Source organism: Sphingobium sp. TomTYG72 (genome assembly GCF_055394715.1).
In genome coordinates this window covers 1,780,639-1,795,472 of sequence record NZ_AP027336.1, presented here as the reverse complement: position 1 = coordinate 1,795,472, position 14,834 = coordinate 1,780,639, and the positions used below count along the sequence as shown (strand labels likewise).

Here is a 14,834-nt window from a genome sequence, read left to right as displayed (position 1 = left end):
GATTGCCTCGACGTCAAAAACAGCCCTTCAAACGAAGAAGAAACGATACGACATTTCCGCTAGAGAGAGATTTTCGTTATCTCCCTAACGACGCCGAGGGATATACAATGCAAGATTTCCGCATCGAGTTAGATGGTCAGCAGCTCGATGCGGCGATCGGCGTGGAACCGGGCGCGATCATTCTCGAGAGCCGGGGAGGAACCGGCGCGTATGCCCGTAACTCTCAATACAGCACGGCGCTCGAGACCATCCTCTCCAGATCGCTTGGCCCATCCTCGAACCTTGAACGTGTCCTTCTGACGAGCCGCGACGCTGTACGGTTGTTTCCCAACGCCGCTAGCCGGGTGCTCGCAGAGGGACAGGAGCTTGTTGCTCTCGGCCCTGCGGCAGCAGCTTCTGCCATCCGCACCCGAATGCGGGACTTCGGCAAGCCGCCTGGCAACCACGTCGGGAATTCGACTAAGCGGCTGAGGTTTGAATTCGGGCCAGGCAAACTCATACAGCAACTGAAGCTTCATCGCGTTGTCGAAGCTCCCGAGCGGCTTACCCACAGCAATCAGCGTCAGGTCACCCCCTCCGACATCCACGCCGCCGTGCTCACCCTCGCTCAAGGAGGCGACGCGCCCAACTTCGCGAACTCGCGCGATTATGACCTGGTCACGCCCGGCGGCCTGCGGTTGCCGCCCAAGAAGGTCTTCGGCTTGGCGCTAGAACGGGCGCTCGGCATCGAGGCATTCCCGGCCCATTTTAGCGCTGGGTGGTCGCAGCCGTCGTTCGAACTGTTGCAGGCAGCCGGTTACCTGATCGTTCCTAAGGGCGAACCCGTCGCTGGCGACAAGGCCGCCGTACCCGGCAGCCCAACTCTCCCCAGCGAGGATGACGATCGCCGCTGGGTCGAAGGCCATCCCAAGCGCGTCGCCCACCTACGACGCGAGCGCGCGCCCGGCCTAGCGCGCGATAAGAAGGTGGCGGTGCTTGCTGCCACGGGCAAGCTCGTCTGCGAGGAATGCGGGTTCGAGCCTGCCGCAAGGCACGGCCCGGCGTTCCTCGATGCCGGGCTCGATGTACACCACAAGGTCCCGCTCGCTGACCTTCCCCCCGGCACCGAGACCGCGCTCGCGGACCTCGCGCTGCTGTGCGCCACCTGCCACCGCATCGAACACCGGAAGATCGCGTTCGCTAAGGCGAGCTCATCATTCGAAGGATGACACTGGCCGATAAGGGAATTTCGGTCTGGAGCCGAAATACGGAGATAGTGCCGTTCGCGTGGGTCGCCTTCCGACCACTTTCCGCCATTCAGGGCGAGGTCATAAACGACCTCTGCTAGTTCCCGTAACCTGCTACTCGCACTATGCTATTCCGCCGGATTGCTGCATTATTCAGCTTGGGGAGCGTTATGGTGGTGCCCGCAACGAGAATTGAACAACTTCCAGGTTTGCGGACCAGATTTTCGAAACTCCTGTCGGCAGTCGACGATATAGCATTTTTGCGCATGCTTTGGACGTTGAACGCGCTGCAAACGGGACGCGCTGCCGAGGCCGGGCGTTTCCTCAACGGCTACCCGCCTGAGGCTGCGACGGAAGGCATTCTCGGGCCGCGAGCAATTTATCCGTGGGAACTTGAGACGCTCGCGAACGAACTCCTCACAACCCCCAAAAGCATTTTTCAAACCATCGATTGCCGAAACTGGAACGCGATTGGCGATCTGGTCAATCTGTTGCGCTCGATGGAGGGCGCTGAATATCTCGCGCGTCGTAATGATGTGAACATCTTGGTCGAACTCGGTAGGATCGGTGCTCGGCAGTTTCCTTGGCAGCGTGGTTATGTCGGGATTCCGCCGCTCTATCGGAGCGCTTTCATTTATGGTCAGGGCGAGTGCGCCGCCTATCTGCAGCAAGCCGCCAATCTCACCACCTCCGATATGACGCTTGTCGGGTTCTCACTGCTTTCGGTCCTTTATCCCGAGCCGGGCATTCGTCCGGCCACGGACATGGGCCTGATCCACGAGTGGGGGATCACTCGAAACACCCTGGAACAGGCGCTCGAGCGTATCTCCTGCCCTATCGCCGTCGCGCGGGCCAAGGCGACGGACCTTCGCGCGATGGACACCGCAACCGCCTACAAGCCCAGCATTCTCAGGCGACATCCCTGTCTTCTTGTCGGCCATCGCGCGCGAACAATGATTGCCCCCTTGCCGGACCTGATCATGGACCGGGTAACCAACGGGCTGTTTTACGATGTGGTCGGCGGAGGCGGGGCCGTTCGCGATGAAGTCGGCCGAAGGTTTGAGAGCTACGCGCTTGATCTGCTGACGCACATGTTGCCAGCGGTCCTGTTTGACCCGGAGTCTAGTTATCGCACGCCCTTAGGACCGATCGCTACCCCGGACATTCTCATGCATGATCGGCACGGCGTAGTTTCACTGGCGATCGAGTGCAAAGCATCTCGGATGAGCGTAGCCGCCCGCTTCGGTGAAGCGCCTGGCGAAGATCGCGGCTACGAGGAGATTGCTAAGGCCATGATGCAGCTTTGGCGGTTCTACGCACACAGTCGGCTCGACATAGCGCCGAAGCGCCTCGCCCATGACGTTAAGCTGCTGATTCTCACCCTCGATGAATGGTTCGCGGGGCGCTCGACCATCATTCCCCAGATCGTTGAGCGTGCTCATGTTCTTGCGGATGCCAGTGCCCATGCTATTTCCCGGGAGGATCGCCTGCCCGTCGCATTCTGCACTATCTCTGAACTCGAGGACGTGCTGCGAACCGCGACTGCGGCGTCGCTGCTGGAAACGGTCGAGATCGCCTCGGGGGAGCGGGTCGGCTGGATCTTCTCCAGCCTCCATCAAGACGCAGAGTCGGCGAAAACCGAGCCCAAAGATTATCCGTTTCAGGAAGCGCTGGGCGACCTGCTTCCATGGTATGGTCGGCTACAAGATCTGGGTGACGACGAGCCTTAATGGGACGACCTGTTATCGCTTGCCAGAACTCGCTTCCACGATCTACGCTTGGCCGCCCCCCCATCTGGTCTCCCTGAGGACTACCCCGTTGGCCCAGCGACTAGGGTAAGATCCCGGTTATTATATGCCGCTGCGAATTCATCGTCCGTCCAGTCACCATCGCCGTAATCGGGCAGGTCGAAAAATTCCCATCCACCCGTCCCAGGAGCCATACCGAACAGCGGTCCTATGAACAGGCAGTTGGGAAGGAAGTAGCGTGGACATAGGGGTGGTTTTCATAGTCCTTGCGGACAAAGGCATGGCCGAGCGTATTGGCTATGAACCAGGGGCGGACGGCATGGCTCGCGAACTGCTGCTCGATGATCGTGCGCATAGGGATAGCGAAAGTCTCCTGTTCACCCTCATCGTCACATGCCCGCGACAGGTTGATCCGGATCAAGTTCCAAGATCCGCGGCTCGATGAAGATATTATGCGTGTTGTCCGCCATTTCCCGGAACGTCACGGCATGCTTGATTATGTCGAAAATCTCCTCCGTGCGCTCATAGATGAACCATGGCTCGAGCTCGCGCGCGGTCAGCATGATAGCTCGCCTTTGGAATTCGTCGTTCAATGAACTGATGTGCTGAATTTCTTCCGCGCCGAAGTCCGCAAGCTTCGCGAAGACGATGTAGACATCGAAGCTGTCTTTCGGAAATGCATCGGCGACCCGCCGAAGGTTCGTGACATCCTGCTCGCTAATCGGCTGGCGGGTTTTGCATTCGCCGATGAGGACCTGGGTCCGTCCCCCACGTTCACTCGGCGATAGCAGGATGAAATCGCTCTCGCATGCTGCGATGTCGGCACCGTCCGGGCTCAATGACATCGCCATCGTTATGATGTTTGACCTGAGATCGTGCATATTAGTTAACTGCTGGAGCACGAGCGTTACCGGAATGGCGCCTTCTTGATTATCACGGCGGCCGAACAGGCCCGAGCGCCGGAAAGCCCAGTCGCGATCCCGAAGCTGCGGCCCTAGGTTGAAGACATGCCCGCAGTATTCGCACTCATTACGCGTGCGGACATCGTCAACCGATCGCCAGAAGTCGAGTTTGCAACTCGGGCAGGCGAGTTTCAGGCCGGGACGAAAGATTTCTTTGCGCAGCAGATGCGCAAAAATGGCGTCATTGGTAAGTGTCTCGCGTGGCGCACGCTGTTCAATATAGAGATCTTGATAATTGGTGAGCGCGTAAGGCTTGCCTTCGGCAAATATCAGCCGCTTCGCCTCGCTGCGCGTAAAGCTCTGGTCCGGCGCATAACGTTCGATCAGCTCCCGGACGCCCCCTATACGAAATACGCGACAGCTGTCGATGCCGCCCATCTGGCGAACGAGCCGACTTCCGAGCAGTCCGGCCGCACTCGGCGCCGCCGCAATTCCAACCGACTGGAATATCGCTTCGACAAGGGCGGTGGAGCTGGCTGGCCGAAGCGTGAGATGCTTCGTTCCGGCGTCCGAAATCACACCGAGGGAGCCAGGCTCAGCTCGTGCGTGATTCCAGCGCCAGTGCACATTGCGCCCGTAGAACTCATTCAGCGCAGGGAGATAAGGAAGGTTGAGGGTATAGCGTTCATCATTTGACAGGCGGATGCCGGAATCGACCGAGATAACAAATTTCTGCGCGTAATATGGCTGAGCCGCGGCAAGCGGATTGTCGGGTACGGGAATGGTTATGGTGGGCGGCTCGACCGCTTTGTCGACAGATGCAAGGCTCTTCGCCTCGCCGAACATCATGTAAGGCGCGCGAACATTGAGGCCGTTCCAGGTCTGCGGCCGGACGGCGCAGTCGAGGATATCGCCGCCAAAGGCCGCCGGATCCGCAATCTCGATCTCCTCACGATGCCAAAGTGCTGCACGCTCGTGTGGCCAGCGCGGATTCTTGAACGTGGGAAGCCGTCCCAGCCAGTCATTCTTCCACTGATTGAGCCTTTCGGCATGCGCCGGATCATAAAATGCGAGCGGAATGTCGGTTGCCTTCAAGTTCCAAAATGTGACTAGATCCTCGAAACTTGTCACATCTCCGACGTAGAAGCCGGGATAGGTCCAATTGTTGTCCACCGCATAGTGGCGGTCGATATAGAGCCGGTTGAACGCCGACAGCGACATCATTGAAGCCGGAGGGAGCGTCGGCGGAACCTCGCCGCCAATCGTCGCTTGTTCAGCCCGCAAATGAAGCTGTATCAGGCCGGCATAGTCTTCGGCGATCTCGTTTGCGGGAGGCAAGCCGCCCAAATTTGTCAGGAATAGATCTGCCAACGGATCCTCACGGGCCCAGTCGTGCAGCCGGATTGAGGGCTCGGCGTGGGGATTGTTTCGATAATTTTCGTGATAAAGGCGTCCAATTGGATGCATCAGATCCGCGATGGTCGATGCCTTGCCGAGGTGCCCACGGTCCATCACCAGCGAACCCCGAAGATCGAAATTGGGGATTTGGCTCTGCGTTTCAATGAAGGTGCTGACTGCTGGGGATGGCGTTGGGGCGTACAGCGCATCGACGCGAAAGAGGTGGATCAATCGCGCCGCAAAATCGGGGTCACCAATCGGGATGATCGGGTTGAAGCGCCCGCCCCATAGGGTGAAGTTCGAGCGAACTGCCTTCCGGAATCCCTCGAAGTCGTCCGGCTCGATGCACCACCCTATCCTCACGGGACGGTAGCGGAGGTTGAATGTCGTGGTACTCATCGTGCCGTTCTCGCGATCACCGTTTCCATGTGGATGGATAGGGCATAAGCAATATTTTGGAGTAAGGAAGCGGAGAGTCCCTTCTTTCGTGTGGATCAGTATTGAGACTAACGAGATGCCAGCTTTGGGTTTGGCAGCTGATAGGTTGAGCGTCCGACGTGGCCGCGTAGCCGCCGATCAGCTGCTCCTAAAAAAAGTCGCTTAGCTCCTCCGCTCTCTCCCAAGCGGATAGGCCGTTTCCCTCAAGATGGATGTGGCAGATCGGGCGAGGAAACGTTAGCGAAGAGCATGCCTCAAGAAAATTACGCTGAGAATATCATTGCCAAGGTGACCCGGCTCGACGGGGGGGCGCGAACAATGCCGCGCTGGTTCGGTGCCAAGCGCGAAGCGTCGTTCGCCCTGTTGCGACGGTATTACCGCACGGCACCGCCGCCGTTGATTTACCATTATACCTCGTCGGCTGCGCTCATCTCGATCATCGCCAACAACGAGTTGTGGCTCAGCGAAGCCACCTATCTCAACGACCGTCACGAGATCGAGCTCGGCCGGCGGCTCGCCTGCGACCGCGTCGAGGCGCAGATCTCTACCGAACCATCGTCTGACGTTCGGGCTATGTTGGAGATGGCGCTGTCCTATTTCGACAGCCGTACCGATCCGCAGGTCTACGTCGCCTGCTTTTCTTTCGAGGGCGACGATCTCACCCAGTGGCGCGCCTATGGTGGCACCGATGCGCCCGTCGCGATCGAACTCGAGCACAGCCCGCAGATGTTCGGCTATACCTCGGAAAGTGTGCTCGACCGCGTGATATATGACGTGGACGACCAGCGTTGGGTGTTCGACCAACTGCTCAACGCTTATGCCGACGCCTATCGCGAGGATATCGTCGATCCGATTTCGATGAAGCGCAACGGCCCGCCGCTAACCATTGCCGAGGAAAGTGCGATGGTCGCCGATAGCCTATACCATGCGCTCTGGCATTACATAATCACGTGCAAGGATCCGGCCTTCGCTTCAGAGCGCGAGGCGCGCTTCATCTACACGGCCCACGACTACAGCCAAGGAGGCGGTTCGCAATCTTGGTGTCCCGAGCATCCCGTTCCCCGTTTTCGGGAACGTGCGGGCCGGGTAATCCCTTATCTGTCGTCGACAAATCTCGAATTCTCGAACTTGGAGCGGGTTCGCGAAACGGCGAAATTGCCGATCCGTTCGGTGCGGATCGGCCCGACCGCCGACCCGGCCTTGATTGAGCGCGGAATCCGGCGCCTGCTCGACACCCATGGCCACGCTGGCGCGGCCGTGACCCTCTCGACCTCGCCGTTCCGGCCGCGTTGACGCCAACCGCGCAGGCTGGAGGCAGCGCAGCATATTCGGACCGCCAACCTTTCGTCAGCGTTTACGCGCTTTTGGTCTCTCTGACCTCGGCGTCGTCCGCTTCGGTTTCGGCGGCGTCGGCGGCGTCGGCGGTGCCGCGATCAGGATGTTGATCTCGGGCATCACAAGGTCTTGCAGCACTTTATCTGCCCAGGCGGCGCGCGCGGCATTGCTGAATTTGCGTACCGTGCGCAGCGCGATCATCAGCCGGTGCAGCAGTGGCAGAGATTTCTCCTCGAGCACCGCCGCGACGAATTGCTCCGCACCGTCCCAGGGCCGACGCAGCATGCTCGCCATCGCCTGGGTCGTCGTCTCGATCGCGCCAAGGTCTGTGCAAAGCACACGGCCTTTGTCTCCTAGATCATGTTCGAGATGGCCAAGACCATCAGGGTTTGCCCGCAGCAACGGAAACGGGCATTGCCCGATGTGGAATAAGATGGTCGCGTCCATGCGATCATCGTCGTCACCGACGCGGGCACTCGCGAGATAGGCAAGTTGACCGAGGATCATCCAGCCGGTGGTGTCGGCCATCATTCGGCTGCGCTCCGCGCCCATCTCGATAGGGTCGCCGCTCACATTGCCAAACCGGTCGGACACCCACGCCGTGCCCCCCTCGATCTTGAGGTGAACCATCTCGCCGTCAGGCTTGGCGAATGCGATCAACCGGTCCTCGACCAGTTCGTTGCGCGGCGTGATCTCGAACAATCCGTGGATGATTCCTGGACTTGTAACGGTTTTGCGCCGGTCACCTATCTCATTATGCCACCTTGGCCTCAAAGGCGAGTGGGCTGATCCCGCCCAGATATGAATGGCGCCGCCGTGAGTTGTAGAAGCCATTGATGTACTGAAAGATGGCGGCCTCTGCTTGCCGCCGGGTTGGCCAGCTCTGCCGCCAGATCATTTCCGCCTTCAGGGATTTGAAGAATGTCTCGACGGCGGAGTTGTCGTAACAATTGCCTTTGCCGCTCATGGATGGACGCAGGCCGTAGGCCTGCAGCTTCTTTTGGTAGTCATAGGAGCAATATTGGCTGCCGCGATCGGAATGAAAAATGCAGCCATGCGGCGGATTGCGCAGGCGCACCGCCATATCCAATGCCCGGATGGCCAGATCCTTCTTCATCCTATCGCTGACAGCCCAGCCAACGACACGGCGGCTGTGCAGGTCGAGGATGACGGCAAGGTAGAGCCAGCCTTCCGATGTCCAGACATAGGTGATGTCGCCAGCCCATTTGCAATTTGGCGCATCGGCGGCAAAGTCGCCATCCAACCAGTTCGCTGCGACACCCAGGCGATGGTGGCTGTCCGTCGTCACCTTGTGTTTGCGTGTGCGGACCGGCTTGATCCCGTTGATCCGCATGAGGCGGCCGACCCGACGCTCACCAACATCAAGGCCCGCCTCCTTGAGTTCCATCGTCATCCTCGGACGACCGTAGCTGCCAAGGCTGAGGCTATATTGTTCCCGAATATGGGCCAGCACCCTCATGTCTGTCCGCTCCCGATGACTTACTGGACGCGAGCGCCAGGAACGATAACCGCGCTCGCTCACCTGAAGGACACGGCACATCAGCTCCACCGGCCAACGATGCCGCCAGCTGTGCACAAAGGCGAACCTCACGGCCTTTGGCTCGCGAAGAACTGAGTCGCCTTTTTTAGGATTTCCCTCTCCTCCCGAAGCACGCGGTTCTCAAGGCGAAGCCGTTCATTCTCTCGTGCCAGATCTGCCTGCGGCGCTGCCACCAGGTCCGATGGACGATAATGCGAAACCCATTTGTTCAGCGTCGACTTGCCGACACCCAAATCTGACGCGACGCGTCCGCGCGACAACCCGCTGGTCAGCGCAATGCGCACAGCCTCCTGCTTGAACTCTTCACTATGCTTCATCATCTCGTCGGTCTCCTTGAACGAGCCTTAAACTCTCAAGTGACCGGCACAAAACCGTTACAAGTCCATCCCTCGCTGAACCCGCCCGCCGTCTCGGCCAGCGTGCGGATCGCCTGCGCACCGATCAGATCGCCGAGGTAGACGCCCTCCAGCCGCCGACCGAGCCATTCACCCGCCGCTTTCGCATCAGCGGCGCTACGCTCTTCGAGGATGGTCGCTGCGGCATCCGCCAGTTCGACCATGAATACCGCGGGGATCGTCGGCCGCACGATGTCCTCGCGACCTTGGCGATAGACTCGGACATGGCCCGCAGCCTGCAAGCGGGCCAGTCGCTCGCGGGATTCGGCTGACAGGACATCTTGGCGGACGAAGAACCCATTGGCCTGTTCCAGGGCGAGATCGCCGGTATGCTTCTCGTCTGCGATCGCATCGCGCGCCAGCACGCGATAACCGCGCAGCAGATCAGACTGTCCCGCATAGGTCTCGCGGGTTGTGTCGACCAGTTGCAGGTCCAGCACCGGTGGGAGGATCACGCCCTGCTCCTCGCGCGCGTATCGCGGATCGCCGGCTACCGCGTCATAAAGCGCGCGTAACACCCACGGCGCGCGATAGTCCTCGCAATACTCCGCACCCTGCGCGAACCCGATCCGCGCTTCCGTCAGGATTTTCTGAGCCACGCGGAATTCCTCCAGACCGAGCGTACCCAGCTCGATCTCGGTGCCCTGCGCGCCGATTCCTGTGGTCGCCCGCCCGTTCGTCGTGTGCGTCAGGCCCTCGCGCTGGTCGGCGGTCAGGATCACCTTCAGCTTCGGTCCCAGCTCGATGCTCGCTAGTTCGTGCAGGTCAGTCGCCATCATCGTACCGGGCTCGACCCCATCAATCGCGATTACCAAACTTGGGCCGGCATCAGCGCGCGACATCCGCCGCAACCATTGGCGCGCGTCGTGCGGTGTCAACGGCCATTCGAACGCTACGGCAAACAGGTTCGCAACTGACTGGAACAGACCCGGCCCAGTCCCGCGTAGCATGAGAACCGCCAGATCCTCGCTCGCCGCCGTGTCCCGTGCCAGTTCGCGAAGCAGGTTGGTCTTGCCCGACGCCGGCGGGCCGTCGATCAGCGTGAAGAGCGTACCCGTCTTGAGCGCCGCCGCGGCCTGCGTAGTCGCGATGCGCGGGAACAGAAGATCGCGCGCTACCGGCTGCCCGCTTGCGCCGGGTGGATCGGTCAGGTCGCCGAGCAGCCGCTCGGTGCAGTCCCGCATGGCGCCCGGCCAGACGTCGAGATCCCGGCCCAGAAGCGCCTCGATCGCCCAGCGCATGTCCGCCGCCGCGATCTTTGCCGTGTTGGCCAGCAGCTTCTGTACACTGGCGCCCGCGTCGGAGCCGGGCGTCCACTCCGCGCCGGTGTTGCCGTCGTAGCATCGGGTTTCGTTGCCGTTGCTGACAATTACCAGTGGCGGGCGCGGAGTGAGCATGTTCGCATAGCTTTGCGCCTGCTCGTAATCCTGGCGCGTGATCGCGACGGTCTCGCGCTTGATCTCGAGTACGGCCAGCGGCCGATCGTCGTGGAACAGCAGGATATCGGCGCGGCCGGTCTTGTGCCAAAGTGCTGCGCTGTCGAAGTCACGGGTCTCGTGGCCGAGACGCACGCTAAAATGCCGCTGCAGCACGATCGCATGGTCGGCGATCCCGGGGAACCCTTTGGCAAGTGCCCGCGTGATCCGGGCTTCGAGCTCAGCCTCGCTCCGCGCCTGGCGCGATTTCGCGGGGGTTCTGGGGGTGGAGTTGGGCCGGTTGGGCCGTTTGGCGGTGCCGGTATTCGTCTCGGTAGTTTGCTTGTTCATCAAATTCTTCTACCTGATCGATCCGCACCGCCGCCATATTTATCGAGGCGGCGACGTCACGAAGTTCGAAACGGTGCATCAGCCGCCCGCTTTCCATGACGACGGCTGCCGTTATGTGCCCGCGTCCGCTTTCAGAAAGAGTGCACAGATCTCTTAGCGGTCGATTATGGCGCAATGTAGCCGATTCCTTTCGGCCGCTGGCGGTCCGATTTGGTCGCTTCGCAGGCTCAGAGTGGTCCGGGTAACACCTAACGCAGTCATGTGGTCGAGGCGGGAGGTCCGTTTAAGAACGTTGAGGCCGGCAGTGCGTTACGGGTGGAGGGGGCATGATTGGGGGCATTAATCGTAATGGAATAAATAAAACATAATTTTATTAGTATCTTATTATAAGTTTTCGAGTCACGTAAGCGCACCAGTTCCCACAAAATCGCTTCAAAACAACGATCTAGCAGATCGTCTGCCCCCGACTGTGACACAAGACTGTCGCACAAGAGGGGCGGTGAAGAGCATCTAAGCTGTTCAAATACTTCGCATAATCGTCGGCCAAACTGTGACACACAGGTGTCGCACAGACGGCATTGCGGGCTGTGGCGACGCGGGGCGGTCTACCAGTATCGCGTCCGGGTGCCGCATGATCTCATCGATCGGGTGGGCCGGACCCACATCAACCGATCCCTGAAAACCGCGTCCTTTTCAGTTGCGTCACGATTAGTGAGGAAGGTCGCCTTCGAGATTGAGGCCTATTTCGATCAGGCATCCGTGATCGATGGTGGATTACCGCCGCTCACCGTCGAACCGCGACCACAGCGTATCGTGACCGCCATCGTCCGCGACATTGCGTCGTGCGCTCCTGCCGCTCTGACGCTTGCGGAAATCAGCGAACGATATCTCGACGACCCCACATCGTCTCGGACGAGCAAGAGCGAAATGACCTACCGGACGACCTACGCGACGATCTTGGGGATCGTCGGGTCCGATGCGCTTGCTGCCTCAATAAACCGGGAAACCTGCCGGGAGGTTCTCGATGTGCTGCGGCGCTTACCGCGCAATGCGAAGAAACGGTGGCCGGAGATGTCGCCTCGCGAGGTTGCCAACATGGCAACGGCTCAAGGGATCGCGCCGATGAGCGTGGCGAATGTGAACGAGTATATGAACAAGCTCTCAACGCTCCTTAACTGGGCGGTCAAGGAAGAGATGCTGACGAGGAACCCGGCCCGTGGGCTGAAGATCGCCGATGATACGGCAGCGCGCGAGAAGCGACGCCCGTTTTCCGTCCAGCAACTCCAACGGATTTTTGATGCTCCGATCTATCGCGGTTGCATCGATGACGAACGGGGATACGCGGTGATAGGCAAAGAAAAGCCGATGCGGTCCCGCTTCTGGATTCCCTTGATCGGGTTGTTCTCCGGAATGAGGTTGAATGAGATTTGCCAGCTACACACGGCAGATGTGCGCAAGCTAGATGGCATATGGTGTTTCGCTGTCAGCAGTCAGGGCGAAGGAAAACGCCTCAAAACAGCGTCGAGTGAGCGGTTTGTTCCGATCCACCCGGCGCTCGCCAATATAAGGTTCCTCGAATTTGCCGAAGCTCGCCGACGGGCAGGGGATGTCAGGCTATTCCCTGAACTCCGCGTTGATACCTTCGGACTCCACTCCGGCAGATTTTCGAGATGGTTCGCCCGCTTCTTGGAGACCTGCGACGCCGCTGCTGACCGAACCTGCTTCCATTCCTTCCGCCACTCGTTTCGGGACGCCATGCGCGAAGCGAAGGTAGATCGAGAAGTCTTGCTGGCGCTCGGTGGGTGGGCGTCTTCTGGCTTTGCTGGAGGGGCAGTCGCAGATCAGTATGGGCAAGGCTTTAGCTATAGTGCCCTTGCTGAAGCCATTGCTAAAATCTCATATCCCGGCCTTAATCTGACCCATCTCGTGCAAACGATTGATTGATTCACCCCGGAATGGAAGACGGGCTTGAGTGCTAGAGCTAAATGGTCGTTGTTCGCTGGTTTTCGAATTTGCCTCGGATGATATTCTCCCCGAACATATCCGGCTCTGGATGATTAGGTTTCTCGCGCGGAAGCGCGCAAACCTGCCTAATGCGATCAGTTCTACTTGGTTCCGGGTACCAGTTTTCAAAACCGATGATCGGTATCGCCTTCCCAGCCCACCCTTTTCCTTTTCCTTCGTCGGTAGAGTGGAGCACAATATCGGTCAGGCCCATGGCATCGCGGGCGAAAACGCAGGACATAAGAACGATTGCGTCGGGAGTGGCTATCACTCTCCCGTTCGCGCTCGGGTTGCCGGGATTGGTCGATTTTACGCTTCGGAGTTCGGCAACTGACATCATGATATTCGGGTTTGGTTCGATGGGAATGCAGGCGGAGCCCATATCCTCAAAAAAATCGCGAACTGAACCAAAACGGCTACTATCGAAATACTCTTCCTTCAATTCAGCTAAGGTGATCGTAGAGTAGAAAATCTTCCGTTTGCCGGATTTCGCCTCGCCGACAAAGCGGGCAATATCATTGAAGTAAGGGGATGCAACATCATTCGTTAGATAGCGGATAAAGACGCATGAGTCCCAGAAGATGTTGTTCATCGTCAAGCGTCCCCATCCCAAGACTCGGATGTGAACGGACGAAATGCACCACGCCATTTCTCAAGGTCACCTCCTCGCTTTATTGGTTCAATTGATGTCACTTCTACTCTTAGTGGCAGTGGGGAGGTTGATGAGTAGATGGCTCGTCCAAACACTCTCACGCGATGGTCTAGCGCATCGCCGATGGAGTCGATGTCCTCCTTACTACATACACAGTCTACTTCTTTGACCGTGCCAGAAAGCGTGAGCTTAAATTGGGGAAGTGATCCTCGCAGATCAACAAATTTCAGAAAGCCATCGAATGCGCCAAACGAAACCCCATCGTACCAGACGCCCCGGGCATTCTTTCTGGCTGCGGTGGCTCGTTTGCGGAGGAAGTCATCTACTCGGACTACTTTGGATGCCGATTTTATTTCAGCGAAGCCAAACCTGCTTTCCACACCGCCCGTGAGAGCGCTGATCCTTTTCACTACAGGCGCTAATGTCGTGGTGCGTCCGTCATTTACCTTTATCCCGTCGATGGCCTCGTTGAACACCGGGATAGCCGATTCACCGTCAGCTTCCATTTTGCGGGGCACTTCTCGAAGAATTGCAGTCGGCTCAGACATGTGCATGGCTGCTAGAATATAATCATGGACAGCGTCGCCGTTTGCAAGGGTGTCAGCGGCTTCTAGAGCCGCTACTAACTGGGTCAGCTTAGTTGCAAAAAGCCGCGCAGGCACCCGACCATGATCTTCTTGGGTCAGGCCGTGGACCTTCAATTCAATCTGGCGCGGGCCGATCTCGTCCACATTTTACCCCTTCATACTGCAACAGGGTAGCGCAAGCCCGCCTCCTTGTGAATCCCTCTCATTTATGACGTTCGGAATCTAGGCACCGCCCCTCTTGTGCGACAGTCTTGTGTCACAGTCGGGGGCAGACGATCTGCTAGATCGTTGTTTTGAAGCGATTTTGTGGGAACTGGTGCAATCGCTGGTGCAAAATGCACCCGCTGAGCGTGGAGCGATGAGGCTGTGGGAGTGGCTGTGCGATGCATTGACAAGGACCCGAAAACCGGAATCCTGTCTTACCGACGAATCTTTCCGGCTGGCTTGCGGCCCTTCCTTCCGCGCCGCGCCCGAGAGCTAAAGCGGTCCCTTCGCGCCCGAACGTTTCATGAGGGGAAGGCAGCGGAAATCTATTAGCAGGCAGCAGCCGACTATGAGCGGATGTTGGCCGATGCCCAGGCGAAGGCGACAGGGACGCAGCGTCCCCTCCAAGATGCAGACATTCCCTTCCTGGTGGACAGCTATGCCTTCCGCATCTTGAAGGACGCTGAGCTTTCCCACTTCGATCCCGACGATAGCGCCTTTAATCTGCCTTGGGTCCCATCGCTCCGCTACAGTCCGATAGCTCTTAACGCCCTGGACGATGCTGGGCAGGAAATCCCCGGCTCCAGGCGCGAGCGGGTCCTTTCTGGCCTGCCTATT

At 58.9% G+C, this 14,834-nt stretch carries 11 protein-coding genes; 4 read left to right on the top strand and 7 right to left on the bottom strand.

Features of this window, described 5'->3' with window-relative positions:
* Positions 1 to 107: 107 nt before the first annotated feature.
* Together ACZ5U1_RS08885 and ACZ5U1_RS08880 are read left to right on the top strand one after the other, a co-directional pair.
* Positions 108 to 1,208 (top strand): HNH endonuclease, encoded by a 1,101-nt coding sequence (locus tag ACZ5U1_RS08885; RefSeq protein WP_464778102.1) that lies wholly within the window; start codon positions 108 to 110, stop codon positions 1,206 to 1,208.
* 188 nt (positions 1,209 to 1,396) lie between these two features.
* Complete coding sequence (locus tag ACZ5U1_RS08880; protein ID WP_464778101.1) at positions 1,397 to 2,956, top strand: hypothetical protein; 1,560 nt, start codon at positions 1,397 to 1,399, stop codon at positions 2,954 to 2,956.
* 226 nt (positions 2,957 to 3,182) lie between these two features.
* On the opposite strand, the gene ACZ5U1_RS08875 is transcribed toward ACZ5U1_RS08880, so the two are convergent.
* Together ACZ5U1_RS08875 and ACZ5U1_RS08870 are read right to left on the bottom strand one after the other, a co-directional pair.
* A complete protein-coding gene (locus tag ACZ5U1_RS08875) occupies positions 3,183 to 3,395 on the bottom strand; it encodes a hypothetical protein (RefSeq protein WP_464778100.1) in 213 nt (70 codons plus the stop codon).
* Positions 3,364 to 5,673 (bottom strand): hypothetical protein, encoded by a 2,310-nt coding sequence (locus ACZ5U1_RS08870; protein ID WP_464778099.1) that lies wholly within the window; start codon positions 5,671 to 5,673, stop codon positions 3,364 to 3,366. Before ACZ5U1_RS08870 ends, ACZ5U1_RS08875 begins: the two co-directional genes overlap by 32 nt.
* 288 nt (positions 5,674 to 5,961) lie before the next feature.
* On the opposite strand from ACZ5U1_RS08870, the gene ACZ5U1_RS08865 reads away from it, so the two are divergent.
* Positions 5,962 to 7,005: a DUF2971 domain-containing protein gene (locus ACZ5U1_RS08865; RefSeq protein WP_464778098.1), complete on the top strand. Its 1,044-nt coding sequence runs from the start codon at positions 5,962 to 5,964 to the stop codon at positions 7,003 to 7,005.
* A 54-nt stretch (positions 7,006 to 7,059) separates the two neighbouring features.
* Here the strand turns inward: ACZ5U1_RS08865 and ACZ5U1_RS08860 are convergent, their stop codons facing one another.
* The 3 genes from ACZ5U1_RS08860 to ACZ5U1_RS08850 form a co-directional block, all read right to left on the bottom strand.
* Positions 7,060 to 7,749, bottom strand: a complete 690-nt coding sequence (locus tag ACZ5U1_RS08860; RefSeq protein WP_464778097.1) for a hypothetical protein — start codon at positions 7,747 to 7,749, stop codon at positions 7,060 to 7,062.
* A 52-nt stretch (positions 7,750 to 7,801) separates the two neighbouring features.
* Positions 7,802 to 8,928 (bottom strand): IS3 family transposase gene (locus ACZ5U1_RS08855; RefSeq protein WP_202981374.1). Its coding sequence is split into 2 segments (ribosomal slippage): positions 7,802 to 8,697 and positions 8,697 to 8,928, totalling 1,128 coding nucleotides; the frame shifts between segments, so codons are not numbered across the junction.
* Positions 8,929 to 8,960: 32 nt separating this feature from the next.
* Entirely contained in the window at positions 8,961 to 10,769 is a 1,809-nt protein-coding gene (locus ACZ5U1_RS08850; RefSeq protein WP_464778096.1) for a type I restriction enzyme HsdR N-terminal domain-containing protein, read from the bottom strand.
* 624 nt (positions 10,770 to 11,393) lie between these two features.
* Between ACZ5U1_RS08850 and ACZ5U1_RS08845 the strand changes: the two genes are divergently transcribed.
* On the top strand, positions 11,394 to 12,713 hold the full coding sequence (locus ACZ5U1_RS08845; RefSeq protein ID WP_464778095.1) for a DUF6538 domain-containing protein: 1,320 nt from the start codon (positions 11,394 to 11,396) through the stop codon (positions 12,711 to 12,713).
* Between the two features lie 37 nt (positions 12,714 to 12,750).
* Here ACZ5U1_RS08845 and ACZ5U1_RS08840 read toward each other — a convergent pair whose 3' ends face one another.
* Positions 12,751 to 13,365, bottom strand: a complete 615-nt coding sequence (locus ACZ5U1_RS08840) for a type II toxin-antitoxin system VapC family toxin (RefSeq protein ID WP_464778094.1) — start codon at positions 13,363 to 13,365, stop codon at positions 12,751 to 12,753.
* 2 nt (positions 13,366 to 13,367) lie between these two features.
* The gene (locus ACZ5U1_RS08835) at positions 13,368 to 14,156 is read right to left on the bottom strand and encodes a hypothetical protein (RefSeq protein WP_464778093.1); all 789 of its coding nucleotides are present in this window, start codon (positions 14,154 to 14,156) and stop codon (positions 13,368 to 13,370) included.
* Between the last annotated feature and the right edge of the window lie 678 nt (positions 14,157 to 14,834).

Excerpts from the sequence above, each read along its gene's own strand:
- ACZ5U1_RS08870 (WP_464778099.1), bottom strand. The coding sequence starts at position 5,673 with ATGAGTACCACGACATTCAACCTCCGCTACCGTCCCGTGAGGATAGGG.
- ACZ5U1_RS08885 (WP_464778102.1), top strand. The coding sequence starts at position 108 with ATGCAAGATTTCCGCATCGAGTTAGATGGTCAGCAGCTCGATGCGGCG.
- ACZ5U1_RS08850 (WP_464778096.1), bottom strand. The coding sequence starts at position 10,769 with ATGAACAAGCAAACTACCGAGACGAATACCGGCACCGCCAAACGGCCC.
- ACZ5U1_RS08880 (WP_464778101.1), top strand. The coding sequence starts at position 1,397 with ATGGTGGTGCCCGCAACGAGAATTGAACAACTTCCAGGTTTGCGGACC.
- ACZ5U1_RS08840 (WP_464778094.1), bottom strand. The coding sequence starts at position 13,365 with ATGAACAACATCTTCTGGGACTCATGCGTCTTTATCCGCTATCTAACG.
- ACZ5U1_RS08865 (WP_464778098.1), top strand. The coding sequence starts at position 5,962 with ATGCCTCAAGAAAATTACGCTGAGAATATCATTGCCAAGGTGACCCGG.